Consider the following 19,084-nt stretch of genomic DNA (forward strand, 5'->3'; position numbering starts at 1 on the left):
GAGTCTCCATGCGACAAATTAATCGTCATCCCACCCCGGGCATGCGGCTGATGCTGGTGATGCTGCCCTTTGTCCTGCTGCTGGCTGCCTATTTTTTCGGCTCGGCGGTGCGCCTCGAGGCCAACCCGCAGGACAAGCTGCTGCCCGGCCTGCAGCAGATGCTGGATGCGTTCTCGCGGATGGCCTTCACCCCGGATAAACGCAGCGGCGAGTACCTGTTCTGGGTCGACACCCTGGTGAGCCTGGCTCGTCTGCTGGTGGGGCTGTCGATCGCCTCGCTGATCGGCCTGTGCATCGGCATCACTGCCGGGGTGTTCCCCCTGTGGCGCGCGTCGCTGTCGCCGCTGATGACGGTGCTGTCGATGGTCCCGCCGCTGGCGATTTTACCGGTGCTGTTTATTGTCTTCGGCCTCGATGAACTGTCGAAAATCATGCTGATTGTTATCGGCATCACCCCGATGCTGGCCCGGGATCTGGAGCATCGCGCCTGCGAAATCCCGCCGGAGATCCTGATCAAAGCCCAGACCCTGGGGGCCAACAGCTGGACGCTGGTGCTGCGGGTGGTGCTGCCACAGCTGCTGTCGCGTCTGCTGACCTCGCTGCGCCTGCTGCTCGGCTCGGCCTGGTTGTTCCTCATCTCGGCGGAGGCCATCTCCTCCACCGCCGGGCTGGGGTATCGCATTTTCCTCGTCCGCCGCTATATGGCGATGGACGTGATTATCCCTTATGTCCTGTGGATCACCTTGCTGGCATGGCTGATGGATCTGGCCCTGCGCCAGCTGCACAAACGCTGTTTCCCGTGGGCAGAAGGAGGAAAAGCATGAGTTTTATCACCATCAACAATATCTGGCAGGAGTACGGCGACCATGTGGTGCTGGAGCGGCTGAATCTGCAGATCAACGAGGGCGAGTTCTGCTCGATGGTCGGGGCTTCCGGCTGCGGGAAATCGACCTTTCTGCGCCTGCTGCTCGGGCAGGAAAGGCCGAGCCGGGGCTCGATCACTCTGGACGGTAAACCGCTGACCGCCGAACCGGACAGCCGCCGGGGCGTGGTGTTCCAGCGTTACTCGGTCTTTCCGCATCTCAGCGTGCTGGATAACGTCGCCATTGGACTCGAACTGCCGCAATCCCCGCTGTTTGGACGGCTGTTTGGCGCGAAAAAACGCGCCGCGCGGGAGCAGGCCGCGCAGATGCTGGACAAGGTCGGCCTCGGCCATGCCCTCGATAAATATCCCGCCCAGCTCTCTGGCGGGATGCAGCAGCGTTTAGCCATTGCTCAGGCCTTTATTATGCAGCCGCGGGTTCTGCTGCTGGACGAGCCCTTTGGCGCGCTGGATCCGGGGATTCGCAAAGATATGCACGCGCTGCTCCTGCAGCTGTGGGGCGAAACCCGCATGACGGTGTTTATGGTCACCCACGATCTCTCCGAAGGCTTCAACCTCGGCACCCGCCTGCTGGTGTTCGACAAGGTGCGCCTCGATCCGCAGGCCCCGAATGCCTACGGAGCGCGCATTACTTACGACATTCCGCTCAACGAGACGCGGCTCTCCAGCCTGAGCGGTTCGACTCCCGACAACGTTTATGCCTTAAGGGGTTAACACTATGAATACGATTTTGCGTGAAGAGATCCTGCCGGGCGGCGGCCACCTCTCGTTTGTGCTGAAACGCGGGCAGATCCTGCGTATCACCGACCTCGACGGCGGGGCGAACGTCAGCCTGATGATGCTCAACCCGCACGAGAAGAGCGAACGCCTGAACCTGCCGGACACCCTGAAAGGCCAGCACACCGCGCGCCTGACCGCCGGGCACTGCTTCTACTCCGATATGGGCCGGGTGCTGGCGGGCATTATTGCCGATACAAGTGGTTGGCACGATCCCTTTGGCGGGGTGCTCAATGCCGCCGAAGTGACGGAAAAATATGGCCAGGGGCGCTATCAGGAGCTGCGCAACGGCTTCTTCCGTAACGGCACCGACAACCTGTTGGTGGAGATGGGCAAATGGGATCTCAACCTCGAAGACCTGCTGATGGTGGTCAACTTCTTCAGCAAAGTGACCGTGGACGATCACGGACAGTTCAGCTTCCACCGCGACCATTCCCAACCGGGCAGCTACGTCGAGCTGTTCGCCCCGATGGACACATTGATGGTGATGACCGCCCTGCAGCATCCGATGGACCCGTCCAGCGAGTATGCGCCGCGCCCGGTACAGCTCAGCTGGCGACAGGCGGAGGACGAGGAGGGGGCCATTAACGCACTCCTCACGCGCCCGGAAAACGGCCGTGCCCTCACCAACACCCAACTTTTCGCCCTGTAAGGAGCCGCAAGATGACGAATGTCCGCGAAAAACAGCCCCAGGAGGCGACCTTCCGCCACGTGATCCCGGCGGGCGAGCCGTACCTGTTTGAAGTAAAAAAGGGCCAGACCCTGCGCCTGCTGGATCTGGAGGGTAACCAGGCGGTGGATACCCTGTTCTATAGCGCCGATAACCCGCGGGAGCGCTACGACGCTCAGCGCACGCTGCGTCGGCAGAACAACGCTTACCTGACCAGCGGGAGCGTGCTCTACTCGAATCTCGGCAACCCGCTGCTGACCATCGTGGCCGACACCTGCGGGCGGCACGATACGCTCGGCGGGGCCTGCGCTCAGGAGAGCAACACCGTGCGCTATGCCCTCGACAAACGCCATATGCACAGCTGTCGGGACAACTTCCTTTGCGCCTGCCTGCACGATGGCCGCCTGCAAAAGCGCGATATCGCAGCCAACATCAACTTCTTTATGAACGTGCCGGTCACCCCTGAGGGTGGGCTGACCTTTGCTGACGGCATTTCCGCGCCGGGGAAATACGTCGAGCTGCGCGCGGAGTGCAACGTCATCGTGCTGATCTCCAACTGCCCGCAGCTGAACAACCCCTGCAACGGCTGGAACCCGACCCCGGCGGAGGTGCTGGTATGGAACTGACACCCACCCGCTGGCAGCGCCTGCGCCAGATGCTTTACCGCCTGTTTGAAGTGCGCGCCGGACGGATCCTGCCGTAAACGTTTTTTCCCCGTGGACGACCATGCGGTGAGCCAATTTTCGGCGGGACGACCCGCCACGATTGAGTCTGAACTATGTTGACGAAACTCCTGATTGCCAACCGCGGGGCGATTGCCTGCCGCATTCTGCGCACGCTGCGCGCCATGAATATTGGCGGCGTGGCAGTCTATTCCGAAGCGGATATCAGTAGCCTGCATCTTCGCGAGGCCGACGAGGCCCTGAGCCTGGGCGACGGCCCGGCGGCGAACACCTATCTGGTCAGCGATAAAATCATTGCCGCGGCGAAAGCCAGCGGGGCCCAGGCGATCCATCCGGGCTACGGTTTTCTCTCAGAGAACGCCGCCTTTGCCGAAGCCTGCGAGACCGCGGGTATTGCCTTTGTCGGCCCTACGCCGGAGCAGCTGCGCCTCTTTGGCCTGAAACACACCGCCCGGGCGTTGGCAAAAGCCCACGGCGTGCCGATGCTGGAGGGTACCGACCTGCTGGCGGATGTGAATGAGGCGCTGGCAGCGGCGGAACAGGTCGGCTACCCGGTGATGCTGAAAAGCACCGCGGGCGGGGGTGGGATCGGCATGCGCGTCTGCTCTACCGCCGCAGAACTTTTTGAGGCTTTCGACGCGGTGGTGCGGCTGGGGAAAAACAACTTCAGCGATGCGGGCGTCTTTATTGAGAAGTACATCGAGCGGGCCCGGCATCTCGAAGTTCAGCTGTTTGGCGACGGCGAGGGGGAGGTGATAGCCCTCGGCGTGCGCGACTGCTCGGTGCAGCGACGTAACCAGAAGGTGCTGGAGGAGACGCCTGCGCCGAACCTGCCCGACGGGATGGCGGACGCCCTGTGCCATGCTGCGATCACCCTGGGTAAAGCGGTTAACTATCGCAGCGCGGGCACCGTGGAGTTTGTCTACGACAGCAACGCAGCGCGGTTCTATTTCCTCGAAGTGAATACCCGTTTGCAGGTAGAACACGGCGTCACCGAGCAGGTGTGGGGCGTGGACCTGGTGCGGTGGATGATTGAGCTGGCGGCCGGAACCTTGCCGCCGCTGGCGGAACTGCGCGATAGCCTGCAACCTGACGGCCACGCCATTCAGGCGCGAGTCTATGCCGAAGATCCCGGTCGTCAGTTCCAGCCCTCGCCAGGCCTGCTCACCGAGGTGGTGTTCCCGGCGGATGACCGCCGCGCTCTGCGCATCGATACCTGGGTAGAGTCCGGCTGTGAAGTCCCGCCATTTTTTGATCCGATGCTGGCGAAAATCATCGCCTGGCAGCCGACGCGCGATGCGGCCATTGATGCCCTGCACGCCGCGCTGGGTAACACTCATCTGTACGGCGTGGAGACCAACCGCAGCTACCTGCAGCAGATTTTGACCTTTACCCCGTTCGCCAGCGGCGAGCCCTGGACCCGCTGTCTGGAGGGGCTGATGTACCAGGCTTCTACCCTGGAGGTGCTGAGCGCCGGAACGCAAACCACGGTGCAGGATTACCCAGGGCGCATTGGCTACTGGGCGGTCGGGGTGCCGCCATCGGGACCCATGGACAGCCGGGCGCTGCGTCTCGGCAACCGTCTGCTGGGCAACGACGACCGCGCCGCGGCGCTGGAGATCACCCTCAGCGGCCCGACGCTGAAATTTAACTGCGATGCCCAGCTGGTGGTGACCGGGGCGGAGATTGACCTCACCCTCGACGGCGAGCCGCTGGAAAACAACCAGGTCTTTACCGTGCAGCGCGGCATGACGCTGCGAATGGGGGATATCACTAACGACGGCGTGCGCAGCTATCTGTGCCTGCGCGGCGGGTTTAACGTCCCGGATTACCTCGGGAGCAAAAGCACCTTTACCCTCGGGCAGTTTGGCGGCCACGCCGGACGCGCCCTGCGTACCGGGGATGTGCTGCACGTTGCGCCATTGACCGCGCCATGCCCGGAACAGCAACTGCCTCAGGCCTTGCGCACCACCCTGGGCGCGGTGCGGGTACTGCGTGTGATCTACGGCCCGCACGGCGCGCCGGAATATTTTACTCCTGAATACATGCAAATCTTCCTGACCACCGACTGGGAAGTGCATTTCAACTCCAGCCGCACCGGTGTACGCCTGATCGGCCCTAAACCCGAGTGGGTACGCGACAGCGGCGGCGAAGCGGGGCTGCATCCGTCGAACATTCACGATAACCCCTATGCCATCGGCGCGGTGGATTTTACCGGCGATATGCCGGTGATCCTCGGCCCGGATGGCCCGAGCCTGGGCGGGTTTGTCTGCCCGGTCACCATCATCGAGGCCGATCTGCCCGCGGTCGGGCAACTGAAAGCGGGGGATAAGGTGCGCTTTGTTCCCGTCGACATCGCCACCGCCCGACGTCTGGCGCAGGCAGAGGAGGCGCAAATCGCCAGCCTGCACCCGCTGGCGGTCGACTGGCAGCCAGCCGAAATCACCTCGCCGGTAGTGCTGGAGCAGGGGCAGTCCGATAAACGGCTGGTGGCGCGGCTTTCCGGCGACACCCATCTGCTGCTGGAGATTGGCGATCCGGAGCTGGATCTGGTCCTGCGTTTTCGCGCCCACGCCCTGATGCAGGCCCTGGAGGCGCGAGCCCTGGACGGGGTGATTGATCTGACGCCGGGCATTCGCTCCCTGCAAATTCACTATCAGCCTGAGGCGCTCAGCCTGACCGCGCTGCTGGAGGTGGTCGCGGGGTTGTGGCAGAGCGTCTGCGAGCAGGATTCGCTGGAGGTGCCGTCGCGCGTGGTCTGGCTGCCGCTCTCCTGGGACGATCCGGCCTGCCAGAAAGCCATCGACAAATACATGACTACCGTGCGCCGGGACGCGCCCTGGTGTCCGAGTAACCTGGAGTTTATCCGCCGCATCAACGACCTGGCCAATGTGAACGAGGTCTACAAAACGGTATTCGACGCCAGCTATCTGGTGATGGGGCTGGGGGATGTCTATCTCGGCGCGCCGGTGGCGACGCCGCTCGATCCGCGTCATCGTCTGGTCACCACCAAGTACAACCCGGCCCGCACCTGGACGGCGGAGAACTCGGTGGGCATCGGCGGGGCCTATCTGTGCGTCTACGGTATGGAGGGGCCGGGCGGGTATCAGTTTGTTGGGCGCACGCTGCAGATGTGGAGCCGCTATCACGCGGTAGAGGATTTTGGCGGCAAGCCCTGGCTGCTGCGCTTCTTTGATCAGATCCGCTTCTACCCGGTCTCCGCCGACGAGCTAGTTACCATCCGCCGCGATTTCCCGCTCGGGCGCTACCCGCTGCGCATCGAGCATACCACCCTGAAGCTGGCGGAGTATCAGCAATTTCTCGCTGACGAAGCCCAGGGCATTGAGGCGTTTCGCGCTCACCAGCAGGGGGCATTTAACGCCGAGCGTGAGCGCTGGATCGCCAACGGCCAGGCGCATTTCGACAGCAGCGACGTGCTGGCGGAGGAGGGTGAGGATGCCCCGCTTAAACCGGGACAGGCGGGCATCGACAGCCCGGTCTCCGGCAATCTGTGGCAGGTGAACGTTGAGGTCGGTACCCCGGTCCGCGAAGGTGATGTGCTGGTGGTGCTGGAGTCGATGAAGATGGAGATCCCGCTGGTGGCCTCACGGGACGGGGTCGTCAGTCAGGTACGCGTCCAGCCGGGTTCCCCGGTGCGGGCGGGTCAGTGTGTGGTGGTTCTGGAGAAAACAGCATGATGCATCCCTTTGATTTACGCCTCGATGTACTGGCGCAGGCTTACCGCAATGGCTGCTGCACGCCGCGGGAGGTGATTGCCACCCTGCACGAGCGGGCGCAGGCGCTGAACCCGGCGTTCAATACCTTTATTTATCTGCTTACCGCCGAAGAGCTGGAGCCCTATCTGGCTGCGCTGGAGGGCGCGTCGCCGCAGACGCTGCCACTCTACGGCGTGCCCTTTGCCATCAAAGATAATATCGATCTGGCGGGGATAGAGACCACCGCCGCCTGTCCGGCGTTTGCTTACCGGGCAGAACAGGATGCGACTATCGTCGGCCAACTGATTGCGCTGGGGGCGATTCCGCTGGGTAAAACCAATCTGGATCAGTTCGCCACCGGCTTAAACGGCACCCGCTCGCCCTGGGGCGCCTGTCGCAACAGCGTTAATGCGGATTATCCCTCTGGAGGCTCCAGCGCGGGTTCGTCCCTGGCGGTGGCGCTCGGGCTGGCCAGCTTTGCCCTTGGCACCGACACCGCCGGGAGTGGTCGTGTACCAGCCTCGCTGAATAACCTGGTCGGTCTGAAGGCGACCAAAGGGTTAATTTCCACCGCCGGGGTGGTTCCCGCCTGTCGCACTCTCGACTGCGTAACCTTCTTCACCACTACCGCTGCCGAAGCCAGCCAGCTGCTGGCCCTGACGGCGGTGAAAGATTCGCGGGATGACTACAGCCGCGCCAATCCGGCATGGAACGGGGCGCAGGCGTTCGGCGTACCTGAAAAAGATTTCCGCTTTGGCGTGCCGGACCGGCTGGAGTTTCTCGGCTGCGCGGAGAGCGAAGCGCTATATCACTCTGCAAAAAACCGTTTAATCGCGCTGGGTGGCATCCCGGTGACCATCGACTTTTCTCCGTTTTTAGCCGCGGCAACGCTGCTCTACGACGGCCCGTGGGTCGCCGAGCGCTATCACCTTGCGGGGAAATTGATTGAGCAGCAGCCGGAGGCGGTCCTGCCGGTGATCCGCGATGTGCTGCGCAAAGCCCCCGGAACTGACGCGGTGGCGGCATTTGATGCCCAGTACAAACTTCAGCACTTCAAAACGCTCTGCGACGGGATCATGGCGGATCTCGACTGTGTGTTAACCCCGACCTATCCGCGTCCGGTGACCCTGGCCGAACTGGCGGAAGATCTGGTAAAACGCAATTCCGAGTTGGGGGTTTATACCAACTTTATGAACCTGCTGGACTACGCCGCCGTGGCGGTGCCTGCGGGCGTGATGGCGAATGGTTTGCCGTCAGGGGTGACGCTGTTTGGGCGGGCCTTCACCGATCAGTATCTGCTCAGCCTTGCCGGGGCGTTACAACGTCACCAGAAGCTGACTTTGCCCGGCAATCGCCAGATCCAGGCGGCTTCACCCGTTACCACCGCCAGCCACGATCGCCTGTCGGTAGTGGTCTGCGGGGCGCATCTCGACGGGCTGGCGCTGAACCACCAGTTGCGTCAGCGTGGGGCCACTCTGCGCGAAACAACCCGCAGCGCGCCGCACTATCGGCTGTATGCGCTGGCCGACGGGAAACGCCCCGGCATGGTGCGCGACCGCGAACAGGGGGCGGCCATTGCCGTCGAGGTGTGGGAGCTGCCCCATACCGAAGTGGGATCGTTTCTGGCCGGTATCCCGGCGCCACTGGGGCTGGGTAAAGTTGAACTGGAGGACGGGCGCTGGTTAACGGGATTTATCTGCGAGGCGTATGGTCTGCAGGGGGCGCAGGATATTACGGCGTTCGGCGGCTGGCGGGCCTGGCTTGCCCACCAGCGGTGAGCAGCCAGGAATAGCATTAACGGTAGAGCGGCTTCTCCGCCACCGGGATCAACAGCGTGGATTGCCAGTCGGCCAATGTCAGCTGGGCCAGCTGTCCCAGCGCCCGGTAGAACGGGTGGCCCGCGTTTTCGACAAACCCGGCGAGAAAACGGGTGCTCCACGGCAGCAAATGCCAGGCCAGAAGCTGATCCCGCTCCGCATCGCGCCCTGTTTCTGCCAGCCAGGCGGCCAGCAACAGCAGGGTACCGAAGTGATCTTCCGGTTCGTTCTGCGCCATCTCAAAGGCGATGCCGTTGGCGCGCATCCACTGGCGCAGCGCCAGGGTGGAGTCGCCGAACAGCACCGATTCGCGATCCAGCCAGACCGAGCCCCACGGCGGGGCGGGCAGCGCCCAGGGGCCGATAAACAGCCGCTGCCAGGCATCCGGGAGCGGTTCGTCAGACGGCTGGCGCAGAGCGTCGGCGATGGGGGCTAACTGCCCGGGCGGCAGCGGCCAGTCCTGCTGCCAGTCGCCCTGAGTCAGGGCCATCACCAATGGGGCAGCCTGCTCGCTGTCCGGGGCAAAATAAAAGAGTGCGCCCAGGACCCGGGCGGTAAACGCAAAACCTTCATTCATTACTGCATTCCTTGAACGGCGCGGGTTGCCCCGCGCAGACACATTACCCGGCAATCGCCATACCTACGGTCATATGCAGGCCGTAGAAGACGCCACGGCCAATAAGCTCTCCGGCCACCACCAGCAGCAGCCCCAGCGTGAGTCCCGGTAACGTCGGGACTTTACGCCGTACCAGCGCGCAGAGCCAGCAGCCCAGCCCGGCCGCCAGCAGTATGATACGCCACACCTGCAGGGAACCATAATCGGGCACCAGGGCATTGGCCTGCTGGACGGAACTGTGGATGTTCCCGAGATCGTGACTCTGCAGGACCACTGCCGCCGCGCCGATCAGCAGCGCCACCACGGCGATCACTGCCGCCACATGGGCATTAAAATGCGCCTTCGCCAGCCTCATCAGCAGGGCAGCAAACAGCGGGCCACCGAGCAGCATCGTCAGGAAGAAATTGAGGGTGGTGTAGCCGTTATGCCAGGTGGGCACCGTATCAATCTGATACACGCGGGTCATCGCCCAGACAAAGACCAGCCCCAGCACCATGCTCAGCACCAGCCAGATCTTACCCAGCGTTGCGGGCATTTTGCCGAGCACGGCCACTAACCACCAGAAGCCGCCGACGGCAAAGAACAGCGATCCGCTGGCGATCTCGTTGCTCAGGCCGGAGGCGCCGACGCGATTCAGGGAGTTAAACGCCCGCAGCGGTGAACCGAGGTGCAGCACCGAGGCGACAAAACCCAACCCCATCACCAGCCATAAAAAGAACATGCTGCGCACCAGGCGGTAGCGCACCACCGGGTCGTGCTCGCGGATCCAGGCTGCGCCTGCCACAATCAGCGCCCCGACGACGCACTGACCGAACACGGTAAAAATGACCAGCGGCCATTCATGCCATCCGTTTCCCATCTCACACCTCCTTTGGATTGGCCAGATAGCCGGTGGTATCACCCGTGGGGCGGCTGTTGGCATTGGGTTTAATGACGATACTCGGCTTCGTGAAGTGCGCCGACGGCAGTGGGGCGACGGCGGCCAGCTTGCCGTGTTTCTTACGCAGATCTTCAATCGGGCCGAAGTCCAGCGCCCGCAGCGGGCAGGACTCGACGCAGATCGGTTTTTTACCGTCGGCGACACGCTCATGGCAGCCGTCGCACTTGGTCATATGGCCTTTGGCGGCGTTGTACTGCGGGGCGCCGTACGGGCAGGCCATGTGGCAGTAGCGACACCCGATGCAGACATCCTCATTCACCACCACAAAGCCGTCGTCGCGCTTGTGCATCGCCCCGCTGGGGCAGACTTTGGTGCAGGCCGGGTCTTCACAGTGGTTGCAGGCAATTGACAGATAGTAGGCAAACACGTTCTGCTGCCAGACGCCGTTGTCCTCCTGCCAGTCGCCGCCCGCGTACTCGTAGATGCGGCGGAAGCTGACGTCCGGGGTCAGGTCCTTGTAATCCTTGCACGCCAGCTCGCAGGTTTTGCACCCGGTGCAGCGGCTGGAATCAATAAAAAATCCATACTGAGTGGTCATCGGCTACTCCTTACGCCTTCTCGATTTGCACCAGATTGGTGTGCTGTGGGTTGCCCTTCGCCAGCGGCGACGGACGGTGCGTGGTCAGGGTGTTCATGCAGGCGCCGTGGTCAACGCGGTCGCCCTGCATATCCGCCTGATGCCATGCCCCCTGGCCCATGGCGCTAACCCCCGGCATGATCCGCGGCGTGACTTTGGCGGCAATGCGCACTTCGCCCCGGGTGTTAAAGACCCGCACCATGTCACCGTTTTTAATGCCGCGTGCCTGGGCATCCACCGGGTTAAGCCACACTTCCTGGCGGCAGGCGGCCTGCAGCACGTCCACATTGCCGTAGCTGGAGTGGGTACGGGCTTTATAGTGAAAGCCGAACAGCTGGAGCGGGAACTGGCCGCGATCGTCCGAGTCCCAGCCTTCGAAGGTGGAGGCATACACCGGCAGCGGGCTGATGGTTTCATCCGCCTGCAGCTCCCACGTGCGGGCGATCTCTGCCAGCCGACTGGAGTAGATCTCGATTTTTCCCGACGGGGTTTTCAGCGGATTGGCCTCAGGATCGTCGCGGAATTTCTTGTAGGCCACAAAGTGACCGTTGGGATCTTTGCGCTTATAGATGCCCATCTCTTTGAGCGCCTCGTAAGAGGGGAGCTGCGGATCTTTCGCCACCATTTTGGCATACAGATACTGCAACCACTCTTCCTGAGTACGGCCTTCGGTAAAGCGCTGATGGATATCCGGCCCGAGGCGTTTCGCCACTTCGCTCATGATCCAGTAGATGGGTTTACGTTCGAATTTCGGCGCGGTCACCGGCTGGAGGAAGATCAGGTAGCCCATATTCCCGGCGTAATCGTTGGGAATAATGTCCTCCTGCTCGACGGTCATCAGATCGGGCAGCAGCAGGTCGGCATATTTCGCCGACGAGGTCATGAAGTTGTCGATTACCACGATCATTTCGCACTTACTCTCGTCCTGCAGAATGTCGTGGGTTTTGTTGATGTCCGAATGCTGGTTGATGATGGTGTTGCCGGCGTAGTTCCAGATGAACTTGATCGGCACGTCGAGCTTCTCTTTGCCGCGCACCCCGTCGCGGGTGGCGGTCATCTCCGGCCCGCGGGCGATAGCGTCGGTCCAGCTGAAGCAGGAGATCTGCGTTTTAACCGGGTTATCCGGCAGCGGCATCCGCTCGATGGTGATGGTGTAGGTGGATTCACGCGCGCCGCTGTTGCCGCCGTTAATCCCGACGTTGCCGGTGAGGATCGGCAGCATGGCGATGGCCCTTGATGTCAGCTCGCCGTTGGCCTGGCGCTGCGGGCCCCAGCCCTGACAAATGTACGCCGGTTTAGCCGTACCGATCTCCCGGGCCAGCTTGATAATCCGATCTGCGGGAATACCGGTGATAGCCGCGGCCCAGTCCGGGGTTTTGGCGGTGGCGTCCTCGCCGTGGCCCAGAATATAGGCCTTGTAATGGCCGTTGGCAGGCGCGCCCTCGGGGAGCGTGGTTTCGTCGTAGCCGACGCAGTATTTATCGAGGAACGGCTGATCGACGAGGTTTTCGTTAATCAGCACCCAGGCGATACCGGCTACCAGCGCCGCATCGGTGCCCGGTCGAATCGGGATCCACTCGTCTTCACGCCCGGCGGCGGTGTCGGTGTAGCGAGGATCGATGACGATCATGCGCGCATTCGAGCGTTCCCGCGCCTGCTCCAGGTAATAGGTGATCCCGCCGCCGCTCATACGCGTTTCCGCCGGGTTGTTGCCGAACATCACCACCAGCTTGCTGTTCTCGATATCGGAGGTGCTGTTACCGTCGTTACTGCCATAGGTGTAGGGCATGGCGCAGGCGATTTGCGCCGTGCTGTAGGTACCGTAATGGCTGAGGAACCCGCCGTAACAGTTCATCAGACGCGCCACCAGAGAGGCGTAGGGCGAGGAGCGAGTAATGTTGCCGCCGACAATTCCGGAACTGTAATTAATGTAGACCGCTTCGTTGCCGTATTTAGCCACCACGTCGCGCAGGCTGTTGCTGAGCAGATCCAGCGCCTCATTCCAGCTGATGCGTTCGAACTTGCCTTCGCCGCGTTTACCGACGCGTTTCATGGGGTAGTTCAGGCGGTCGGGATGGTTAATCCGTCGACGGATCGAGCGACCGCGCAGGCAGGCGCGCACCTGATGGTTGCCGTAAACATCGTCGCCGGTATTGTCCGTTTCGACCCAGTAGACTTCCTCATCCCGGACGTGCAGCCGCAGCGCGCAGCGGCTGCCGCAGTTCACCGAGCAGGCGCCCCAGACCACTTTATCAGGGGCGGGTTGTATTGACTGATTGAGGGCGGCAGCGGCGGGGCGCAACCCGAAGGGTAATGACACACCGCCAGCGGCCAGCGCAAGCGACCCGATGGCGGTGGATTTGACGAGGGTGCGGCGGCTGATCCCGCCGCTTTGCGCATTATCTGACATGGCTCACTCCATTATGTTCTTTATCTGTGAACGTTTTCAGCCGTGATTAGGATCGGGCTAATGGAGTGAGAGTGTTACCTATTAAGGGGGAGATAATCTTAATGTATATCAAAACAAAGGGGATTCCCCCGCCTTAACGGGGGAGAACGTTTACTGTGGCTCGCGCGGTGCCGGGGCCTGGGTGCCGCCTCCGCTGACCGGGTAGTTTCCACTGCTGGTGCGGGTGTAGAGGATTTTTAGGGTGTCATTGGCGCAATGACCAACGACTTCGGCGTCGGGTTTATCGGCCTGATCGTTCGGCACAATGTTCAGCATAAAGCCGGATTCCGGGACGCCATTGTTGATAATTCTCTGCTGAATATCGCTTTTGATCCGCTCGCAGTTGTCGGGCGCGGCCAGCGCTGCCGGGGCAATGCCCGCCAGCAAAAGTGCAGTAATCCAGGGTAACCGTGTCATATCTGCCTCCTTACGACTGTGTGTGTCTATAATATTAGCAGGGTTAATGTAAACGGTTGTATTTGCTACTATGCCTGGCAATTATCTTTATCTATCGGTAGGTCATGTGAATAAACACGCGCTTATGCTTGTCCTGGCGGGTCTGTTGGTGGGGTGCGACAACACCAGCGCACCGCTGTCGTTTACGCCAGAGATGGCCAGCTTTTCTAACGAGTTCGATTTTGATCCGCTTCGCGGGCCAGTGAAGGATTTCAGCCAGACGCTTTTCAATGACAAAGGGGAAGTGGCGAAGCGCGTCAGCGGGACGCTGTCGGCAGAAGGGTGTTTTGACAGCCTGGAAATGCAGGATCTGGAGTCGAACTCCGGCATCGCTCTGGTGCTGGATGCCAACTACTATCTCGATGCCCAGACCCAGCAGAAAAAGCTGCGGTTGCAGGGTAAGTGCCAGCTGGCGGAGATGCCTGCCTCGGGCGTCTCATGGGATACCGATGACAACGGGTTTATCGTGAGCGCCCACGGTAAAGATATGGAAATACGCTATCGCTACGATACCGACGGCTATCCGCTGGGTAAAACTACCGTGGCCGGGGAGCAACATCTGACGATTACGGCGACCCCGTCGGCCGACAAGCGCAAGAGAATGGACTATACCGCCGTCAGTCTGCTGAACGATAAACCGCTGGGGAATGTGAAGCAGACCTGCGAGTACGACCGGCATAACAACCCGGAGGCGTGCGAGCTGGTGATTGTGGATGCGAGCGTAAAGCCTGCGGTGTCGCGGAAGTACACTATTAAAAACAGCATTGAATATTACTAACCACCGCGCAGCAGGCTGCGCGGTGCGTTCGGAATAAAATCAGGGGGCCATCGTGCGGCCGGTACGGCGATCCAGGCAGCGCAGGGTGTTCGGCTCCCAGTAAGCATTGACGTTGGCGCTCTGCTGGCATTTATCCCGCGCATCAAAGGCCACATCTTCTTTATCCCACTCTTTCTCCGCGCGGGTGTTCACCTTATGGCGCAGGTTGCGGGTGTCGTTCCATTGCTCTTTATCCATGGCGGCATTCTGACGGCTCTGGGCGCTGTCGCCGGATTCAATAATCAGTTTGCTGGTGTTGGCGGATACTGGCGCGACGAAGACCGAGGCCAGCAGGGCAACCAGACAGAGGCGTGTGCTCAATTTACGCATAGCGATTTCCTTATGGATGGTGGAAATTCGAATCCCACCGCAGATTCTATAACAGTCCATTTTGAGGGCAAACCCATATCGGGTATGTGGAAAGGATCCTTTCACATTCGGGTATGATACCGCATCACTCCTCAGACAACGTTAAATATGTTTAAAACAACTCTGCTCTTTTTTGCCACCGCGCTGTGCGAAATTATCGGCTGCTTTCTGCCCTGGCTGTGGCTGAAGAAAGGCGCGTCGGTGCTGCTGTTAATTCCCGCAGGCGTTGCCCTGGCGCTGTTTGTCTGGCTGTTAACGCTCCATCCCGCAGCAAGCGGACGCGTCTATGCCGCCTACGGCGGAGTGTATGTCTGCACCGCGCTGCTGTGGCTGCGAGTGGTGGATGGCGTTAAGTTAAGCCCGTACGATTGGGCTGGCGCCGCGATCGCGCTATGCGGCATGATGATTATCGTAGCAGGCTGGGGGCGCGCTTAAGCGCCCAATCTGTGATCGAGCGAGGATTTTTCGATCTTCATACTTGTATGGTAGTAGGGTTGTTGCGTAAATTTCCTGCATCACAACAAGAGATGTAAGGAACCGGAAAATGAAGATTGTAGGGGCTGAAGTATTTGTCACCTGTCCAGGGCGCAACTTTGTCACGCTGAAAATCACCACCGACGAAGGGATCGTCGGCCTGGGTGATGCCACCTTAAACGGCCGCGAATTGTCCGTGGCCTCGTACCTGAAAGATCATCTCTGCCCGCAGTTAATTGGCCGGGATGCCCACCGTATCGAAGATATCTGGCAGTTCTTCTACAAAGGCGCCTACTGGCGTCGCGGCCCGGTCACCATGTCGGCGATTTCCGCCATCGACATGGCGCTGTGGGATATCAAAGCCAAAGCTGCCAACATGCCGCTGTACCAGCTGCTGGGCGGTGCCTCCCGTGAAGGGGTGATGGTTTACTGTCACACCACCGGCCACACCATCGACGATGTGCTGGAAGATTACGCCCGTCATAAAGAGATGGGATTCAAGGCCATCCGCGTTCAGTGCGGCGTGCCAGGAATGAAAACCACCTACGGCATGTCTAAAGGAAAAGGGCTGGCGTATGAGCCTGCCACCAAAGGCAACTGGCCGGATGAACAGCTGTGGTCAACCGAAAAATACCTCGATTTTACCCCGAAACTGTTTGACGCCGTGCGCAGCAAGTATGGCTTTAATGAACACCTGCTGCACGACATGCACCACCGTCTGACGCCAATTGAAGCCGCGCGCTTCGGCAAGAGCATCGAGCAGTACCGCATGTTCTGGATGGAAGATCCAACCCCGGCCGAGAACCAGGAGTGCTTCCGCCTGATCCGCCAGCACACCGTCACCCCGATTGCGGTGGGCGAAGTGTTTAACAGCATCTGGGATTGCAAACAGCTGATCGAAGAGCAGCTGATCGACTATATCCGCACCACCATTACCCATGCGGGTGGCATCACCGGGATGCGTCGGATCGCCGATTTCGCCTCGCTGTATCAGGTGCGTACCGGCTCCCACGGCCCGTCGGATCTCTCCCCGATTTGCCACGCGGCGGCGCTGCACTTTGACCTGTGGGTACCGAACTTTGGCGTGCAGGAGTACATGGGCTATTCCGAGCAGATGCTCGAGGTCTTCAACACTAACTGGACCTTCGAAGATGGCTACATGCATCCGGGCGATAAGCCGGGCCTGGGCATCGAGTTTGATGAAAAACTGGCAGCAAAATATCCCTACGATCCCGCCTACCTGCCGGTTGCCCGTCTGGAAGACGGCACGCTGTGGAACTGGTAAAGGAGCCGATGATGAAAAGTATCGTTATTCAACGACCGAATACCCTGGTGATCGAGGATCGCCCGTTACCGACCCCAGCCGCAGGCGAGGTGAGCGTCAAGGTGAAGCTGGCCGGGATCTGCGGTTCCGATAGCCATATCTATCGCGGGCATAACCCGTTCGCTAAATATCCGCGCGTCATCGGCCATGAGTTTTTTGGCGTGATTGATGCCGTCGGTGACGGTGTCGATACCGCCCGCCTGGGGCAGCGCGTGTCGGTGGATCCGGTGATCAGCTGCGGCCACTGCTATCAGTGTTCGGTGGGTAAACCGAACGTCTGCGCCTCGCTGGTGGTACTGGGTGTGCACCGCGACGGCGGGTTCAGCGAATACGCCGCTGTACCGGCTAAAAATGCGAAGGTCATTCCGGATGCCATCAGCGATAAGCACGCGGTGATGATCGAGCCTTTCACCATTGCGGCCAACGTTACCGGACACGTTAGTCCAACTGAACAGGACGTGGCGCTGATTTACGGCGCGGGCCCGATGGGGCTGGTGACGGTGCAGGCGCTGAAGGGTGTTTACAAGGTCAAGCAGGTGATTGTGGTCGATCGCATCGACGAACGACTGGCAATGGCCCAGCGCAGCGGGGCGGACTGGGTCATCAACAATGGCAACCAGTCCCTGCCAGCACTGCTGGAGGAGAAGGGCATCAAGCCGACGCTGATCGTCGATGCGGCCTGCCATCCCTCTATTTTGCAGGAAGCCATCACTCTGGCCTCACCTGGCGCGCGCATCGTGCTGATGGGCTTCTCCAGCGAGCCGAGCCAGATTGTGCAGCAGGGGATCACCGGCAAAGAGCTGTCGATTTTCTCCTCACGACTGAACGCCAATAAGTTCCCGGTTGTGATCGACTGGCTGACGAAGGGACTTATCGATCCCGACAAACTGATTACCCATGCCTTTGAGTATCAGCATGTAAAAGACGCCATCGAACTGTTTGAGAAAGACCAGCGGCAGTGCTGCAAGGTGTTGCTGACGTTCTAATAACTATGAATGCGGTTTAGCGGTACGCATCTTACCCTGTTGAGATAGCCATTATGACTCAAGTACAACATGAAAGATCCACATCTGACCTGATCAAAGCCGCCGTCTCAGGCTGGCTCGGAACCGCGTTAGAATTCATGGACTTCCAGCTTTACTCGCTGGGCGCAGCATTAGTGTTTCATGAGATTTTCTTCCCGGAACAGTCGGCGGCGATGGCGCTGATTCTGGCGATGGGGACCTACGGCGCGGGCTATATCGCCCGTATCGTTGGGGCCTTTATCTTCGGCAAAATGGGCGACCGCGTGGGGCGCAAAAAGGTGCTGTTTATCACCATCACCATGATGGGGATCTGTACCACCCTGATTGGTGTGCTGCCGACCTACGCGCAGATTGGTATCTTCGCCCCGGTGCTGCTGGTGACGCTGCGTGTTATCCAGGGGTTGGGTGCAGGCGCTGAAATCTCCGGTGCGGGCACCATGCTGGCGGAATATGCGCCGAAAGGTAAACGCGGCATCATCTCCTCGCTGGTAGCGATGGGCACCAACTGCGGTACCCTGAGTGCCACGGCGATCTGGGCGGTGATGTTCTTTGCCCTCGATCGTGAGGAGCTGGTGGCCTGGGGATGGCGCGTGCCGTTCCTCGCCAGCGTAGTGGTGATGATCTTTGCCATCTGGCTGCGTATGAACCTGAAAGAGAGCCCGGTCTTCGAGCAGGTTAACGCCGAAGAAGCCCCGGTACAGGCAGCTGCGCAGGAAAGCACCCTGGGTGCGATGGTGAAGAGCAAATCGTTCTGGCTGGCGACCGGCCTGCGTTTCGGCCAGGCGGGTAACTCCGGGCTGATCCAGACGTTCCTGGCCGGTTATCTGGTGCAGACGCTGCTGTTTGATAAAGCTATCCCGACCGACGCCTTAATGATCAGCTCGATCCTCGGCTTTATTACTATCCCGCTGCTGGGCTGGTTATCCGATAAATATGGCCGTCGTCTGCCTTATATTCTGCTGAGCATTTCCGCCATTATTCTGGCCTACCCGATGCTGTCGATTATTGTCGATAAATCGTATACGCCTGGCGTGATTATGCTGTCGATTATCGTGATCCATAACTTCGCGGTACTGGGACTCTTTGCCCTGGAAAATATCACCATGGCCGAGATGTTCGGTTCACGGAATCGCTTCACCCGGATGGCGATATCGAAAGAGGCGGGCGGTCTGGTGGCGGTTGGCTTTGGTCCGGTGCTGGCGGGGATCTTCTGCAACATGACCGGCTCCTGGTGGCCAATCGTGGTGATGGTGATGCTCTATTCCTTTATCGGCCTGATCTCAGCCCTGTTGATGCCGGAAGTACGCGACCGCGATCTGAGCATCCTTGAGGATGCCGCAGAAGACAAATCTGCCGCGCTGGGCATTAACACTCACGGCAAACATGGCGCAATCTCCTGATGCCTGAAGACTCTCCTGCCAACGCAGGGGAGTCTTTTTTTATCCCTCGCAAAAAAACAACGCTATTACCAACCATTTCAGGGAAGCATCG

At 60.4% G+C, this 19,084-nt stretch carries 17 protein-coding genes; 11 read left to right on the forward strand and 6 right to left on the reverse strand.

What is annotated here, in order from left to right; all coding sequences use genetic code 11:
- The first annotated feature begins 8 nt into the window (after positions 1-8).
- From M8318_RS22450 to atzF, 6 genes are all read left to right on the forward strand, one after another.
- Positions 9-824 (forward strand): ABC transporter permease, encoded by an 816-nt coding sequence (locus tag M8318_RS22450; protein WP_262664627.1) that lies wholly within the window; start codon positions 9-11, stop codon positions 822-824.
- Positions 821-1,597, forward strand: coding sequence for an ABC transporter ATP-binding protein (locus M8318_RS22455; RefSeq protein ID WP_262664628.1), 777 nt, complete (start codon positions 821-823; stop codon positions 1,595-1,597). Before M8318_RS22450 ends, M8318_RS22455 begins: the two co-directional genes overlap by 4 nt.
- A 4-nt stretch (positions 1,598-1,601) precedes the next feature.
- On the forward strand, positions 1,602-2,312 hold the full coding sequence (locus M8318_RS22460; RefSeq protein WP_262664630.1) for an urea amidolyase associated protein UAAP1: 711 nt from the start codon (positions 1,602-1,604) through the stop codon (positions 2,310-2,312).
- Between the two features lie 11 nt (positions 2,313-2,323).
- Positions 2,324-2,956 carry an urea amidolyase associated protein UAAP2 gene (locus M8318_RS22465; RefSeq protein WP_262664632.1) on the forward strand — a complete coding sequence of 211 codons (633 nt, stop codon included), beginning with the start codon at positions 2,324-2,326 and terminating at the stop codon, positions 2,954-2,956.
- 152 nt (positions 2,957-3,108) lie between these two features.
- Positions 3,109-6,711, forward strand: a complete 3,603-nt coding sequence (gene uca, locus M8318_RS22470) for an urea carboxylase (protein ID WP_262664634.1) — start codon at positions 3,109-3,111, stop codon at positions 6,709-6,711.
- On the forward strand, positions 6,708-8,507 hold the full coding sequence (atzF, locus tag M8318_RS22475) for an allophanate hydrolase (RefSeq protein WP_262664636.1): 1,800 nt from the start codon (positions 6,708-6,710) through the stop codon (positions 8,505-8,507). Before uca ends, atzF begins: the two co-directional genes overlap by 4 nt.
- Positions 8,508-8,523: 16 nt before the next feature.
- Here the strand turns inward: atzF and dmsD are convergent, their stop codons facing one another.
- The 5 genes from dmsD to M8318_RS22500 all read right to left on the reverse strand — a co-directional run bounded on the left by dmsD (position 8,524) and on the right by M8318_RS22500 (position 13,545).
- Positions 8,524-9,123, reverse strand: a complete 600-nt coding sequence (gene dmsD / locus M8318_RS22480; protein WP_262664638.1) for a Tat proofreading chaperone DmsD — start codon at positions 9,121-9,123, stop codon at positions 8,524-8,526.
- Positions 9,124-9,166: 43 nt separating this feature from the next.
- On the reverse strand, positions 9,167-10,021 hold the full coding sequence (locus M8318_RS22485) for a dimethyl sulfoxide reductase anchor subunit family protein (RefSeq protein WP_262664639.1): 855 nt from the start codon (positions 10,019-10,021) through the stop codon (positions 9,167-9,169).
- Between the two features lies 1 nt (position 10,022).
- Entirely contained in the window at positions 10,023-10,640 is a 618-nt protein-coding gene (locus tag M8318_RS22490) for a DMSO/selenate family reductase complex B subunit (protein WP_262664641.1), read from the reverse strand.
- Between the two features lie 10 nt (positions 10,641-10,650).
- Positions 10,651-13,089 (reverse strand): selenate/tellurate reductase subunit YnfE, encoded by a 2,439-nt coding sequence (gene ynfE / locus M8318_RS22495; RefSeq protein WP_262664642.1) that lies wholly within the window; start codon positions 13,087-13,089, stop codon positions 10,651-10,653.
- A gap of 150 nt (positions 13,090-13,239) precedes the next feature.
- Entirely contained in the window at positions 13,240-13,545 is a 306-nt protein-coding gene (locus tag M8318_RS22500) for a DUF1161 domain-containing protein (RefSeq protein WP_106993824.1), read from the reverse strand.
- 106 nt (positions 13,546-13,651) lie between these two features.
- Here M8318_RS22500 and M8318_RS22505 point away from each other — a divergent pair, with 106 nt between their 5' ends.
- Positions 13,652-14,362, forward strand: coding sequence for a YnfC family lipoprotein (locus M8318_RS22505; protein ID WP_262664644.1), 711 nt, complete (start codon positions 13,652-13,654; stop codon positions 14,360-14,362).
- Between the two features lie 39 nt (positions 14,363-14,401).
- On the opposite strand, the gene M8318_RS22510 is transcribed toward M8318_RS22505, so the two are convergent.
- The gene (locus M8318_RS22510; protein WP_106993825.1) at positions 14,402-14,731 is read right to left on the reverse strand and encodes a DUF1283 family protein; all 330 of its coding nucleotides are present in this window, start codon (positions 14,729-14,731) and stop codon (positions 14,402-14,404) included.
- A 147-nt stretch (positions 14,732-14,878) separates the two neighbouring features.
- On the opposite strand from M8318_RS22510, the gene M8318_RS22515 reads away from it, so the two are divergent.
- The 4 genes from M8318_RS22515 (at position 14,879) to M8318_RS22530 (ending at position 18,993) form a co-directional block, all read left to right on the forward strand.
- Entirely contained in the window at positions 14,879-15,205 is a 327-nt protein-coding gene (locus M8318_RS22515) for a YnfA family protein (RefSeq protein WP_166182376.1), read from the forward strand.
- Between the two features lie 109 nt (positions 15,206-15,314).
- Entirely contained in the window at positions 15,315-16,529 is a 1,215-nt protein-coding gene (manD, locus tag M8318_RS22520; RefSeq protein WP_106993827.1) for a D-mannonate dehydratase ManD, read from the forward strand.
- Positions 16,530-16,540: 11 nt separating this feature from the next.
- Positions 16,541-17,554: a Zn-dependent oxidoreductase gene (locus tag M8318_RS22525; RefSeq protein WP_262664645.1), complete on the forward strand. Its 1,014-nt coding sequence runs from the start codon at positions 16,541-16,543 to the stop codon at positions 17,552-17,554.
- 53 nt (positions 17,555-17,607) lie between these two features.
- Positions 17,608-18,993, forward strand: a complete 1,386-nt coding sequence (locus M8318_RS22530; RefSeq protein ID WP_262664646.1) for an MFS transporter — start codon at positions 17,608-17,610, stop codon at positions 18,991-18,993.
- Positions 18,994-19,084: the final 91 nt, after the last annotated feature.

This window comes from Leclercia tamurae (assembly GCF_025566055.1).
Classification (GTDB): domain Bacteria; phylum Pseudomonadota; class Gammaproteobacteria; order Enterobacterales; family Enterobacteriaceae; genus Enterobacter; species Enterobacter tamurae.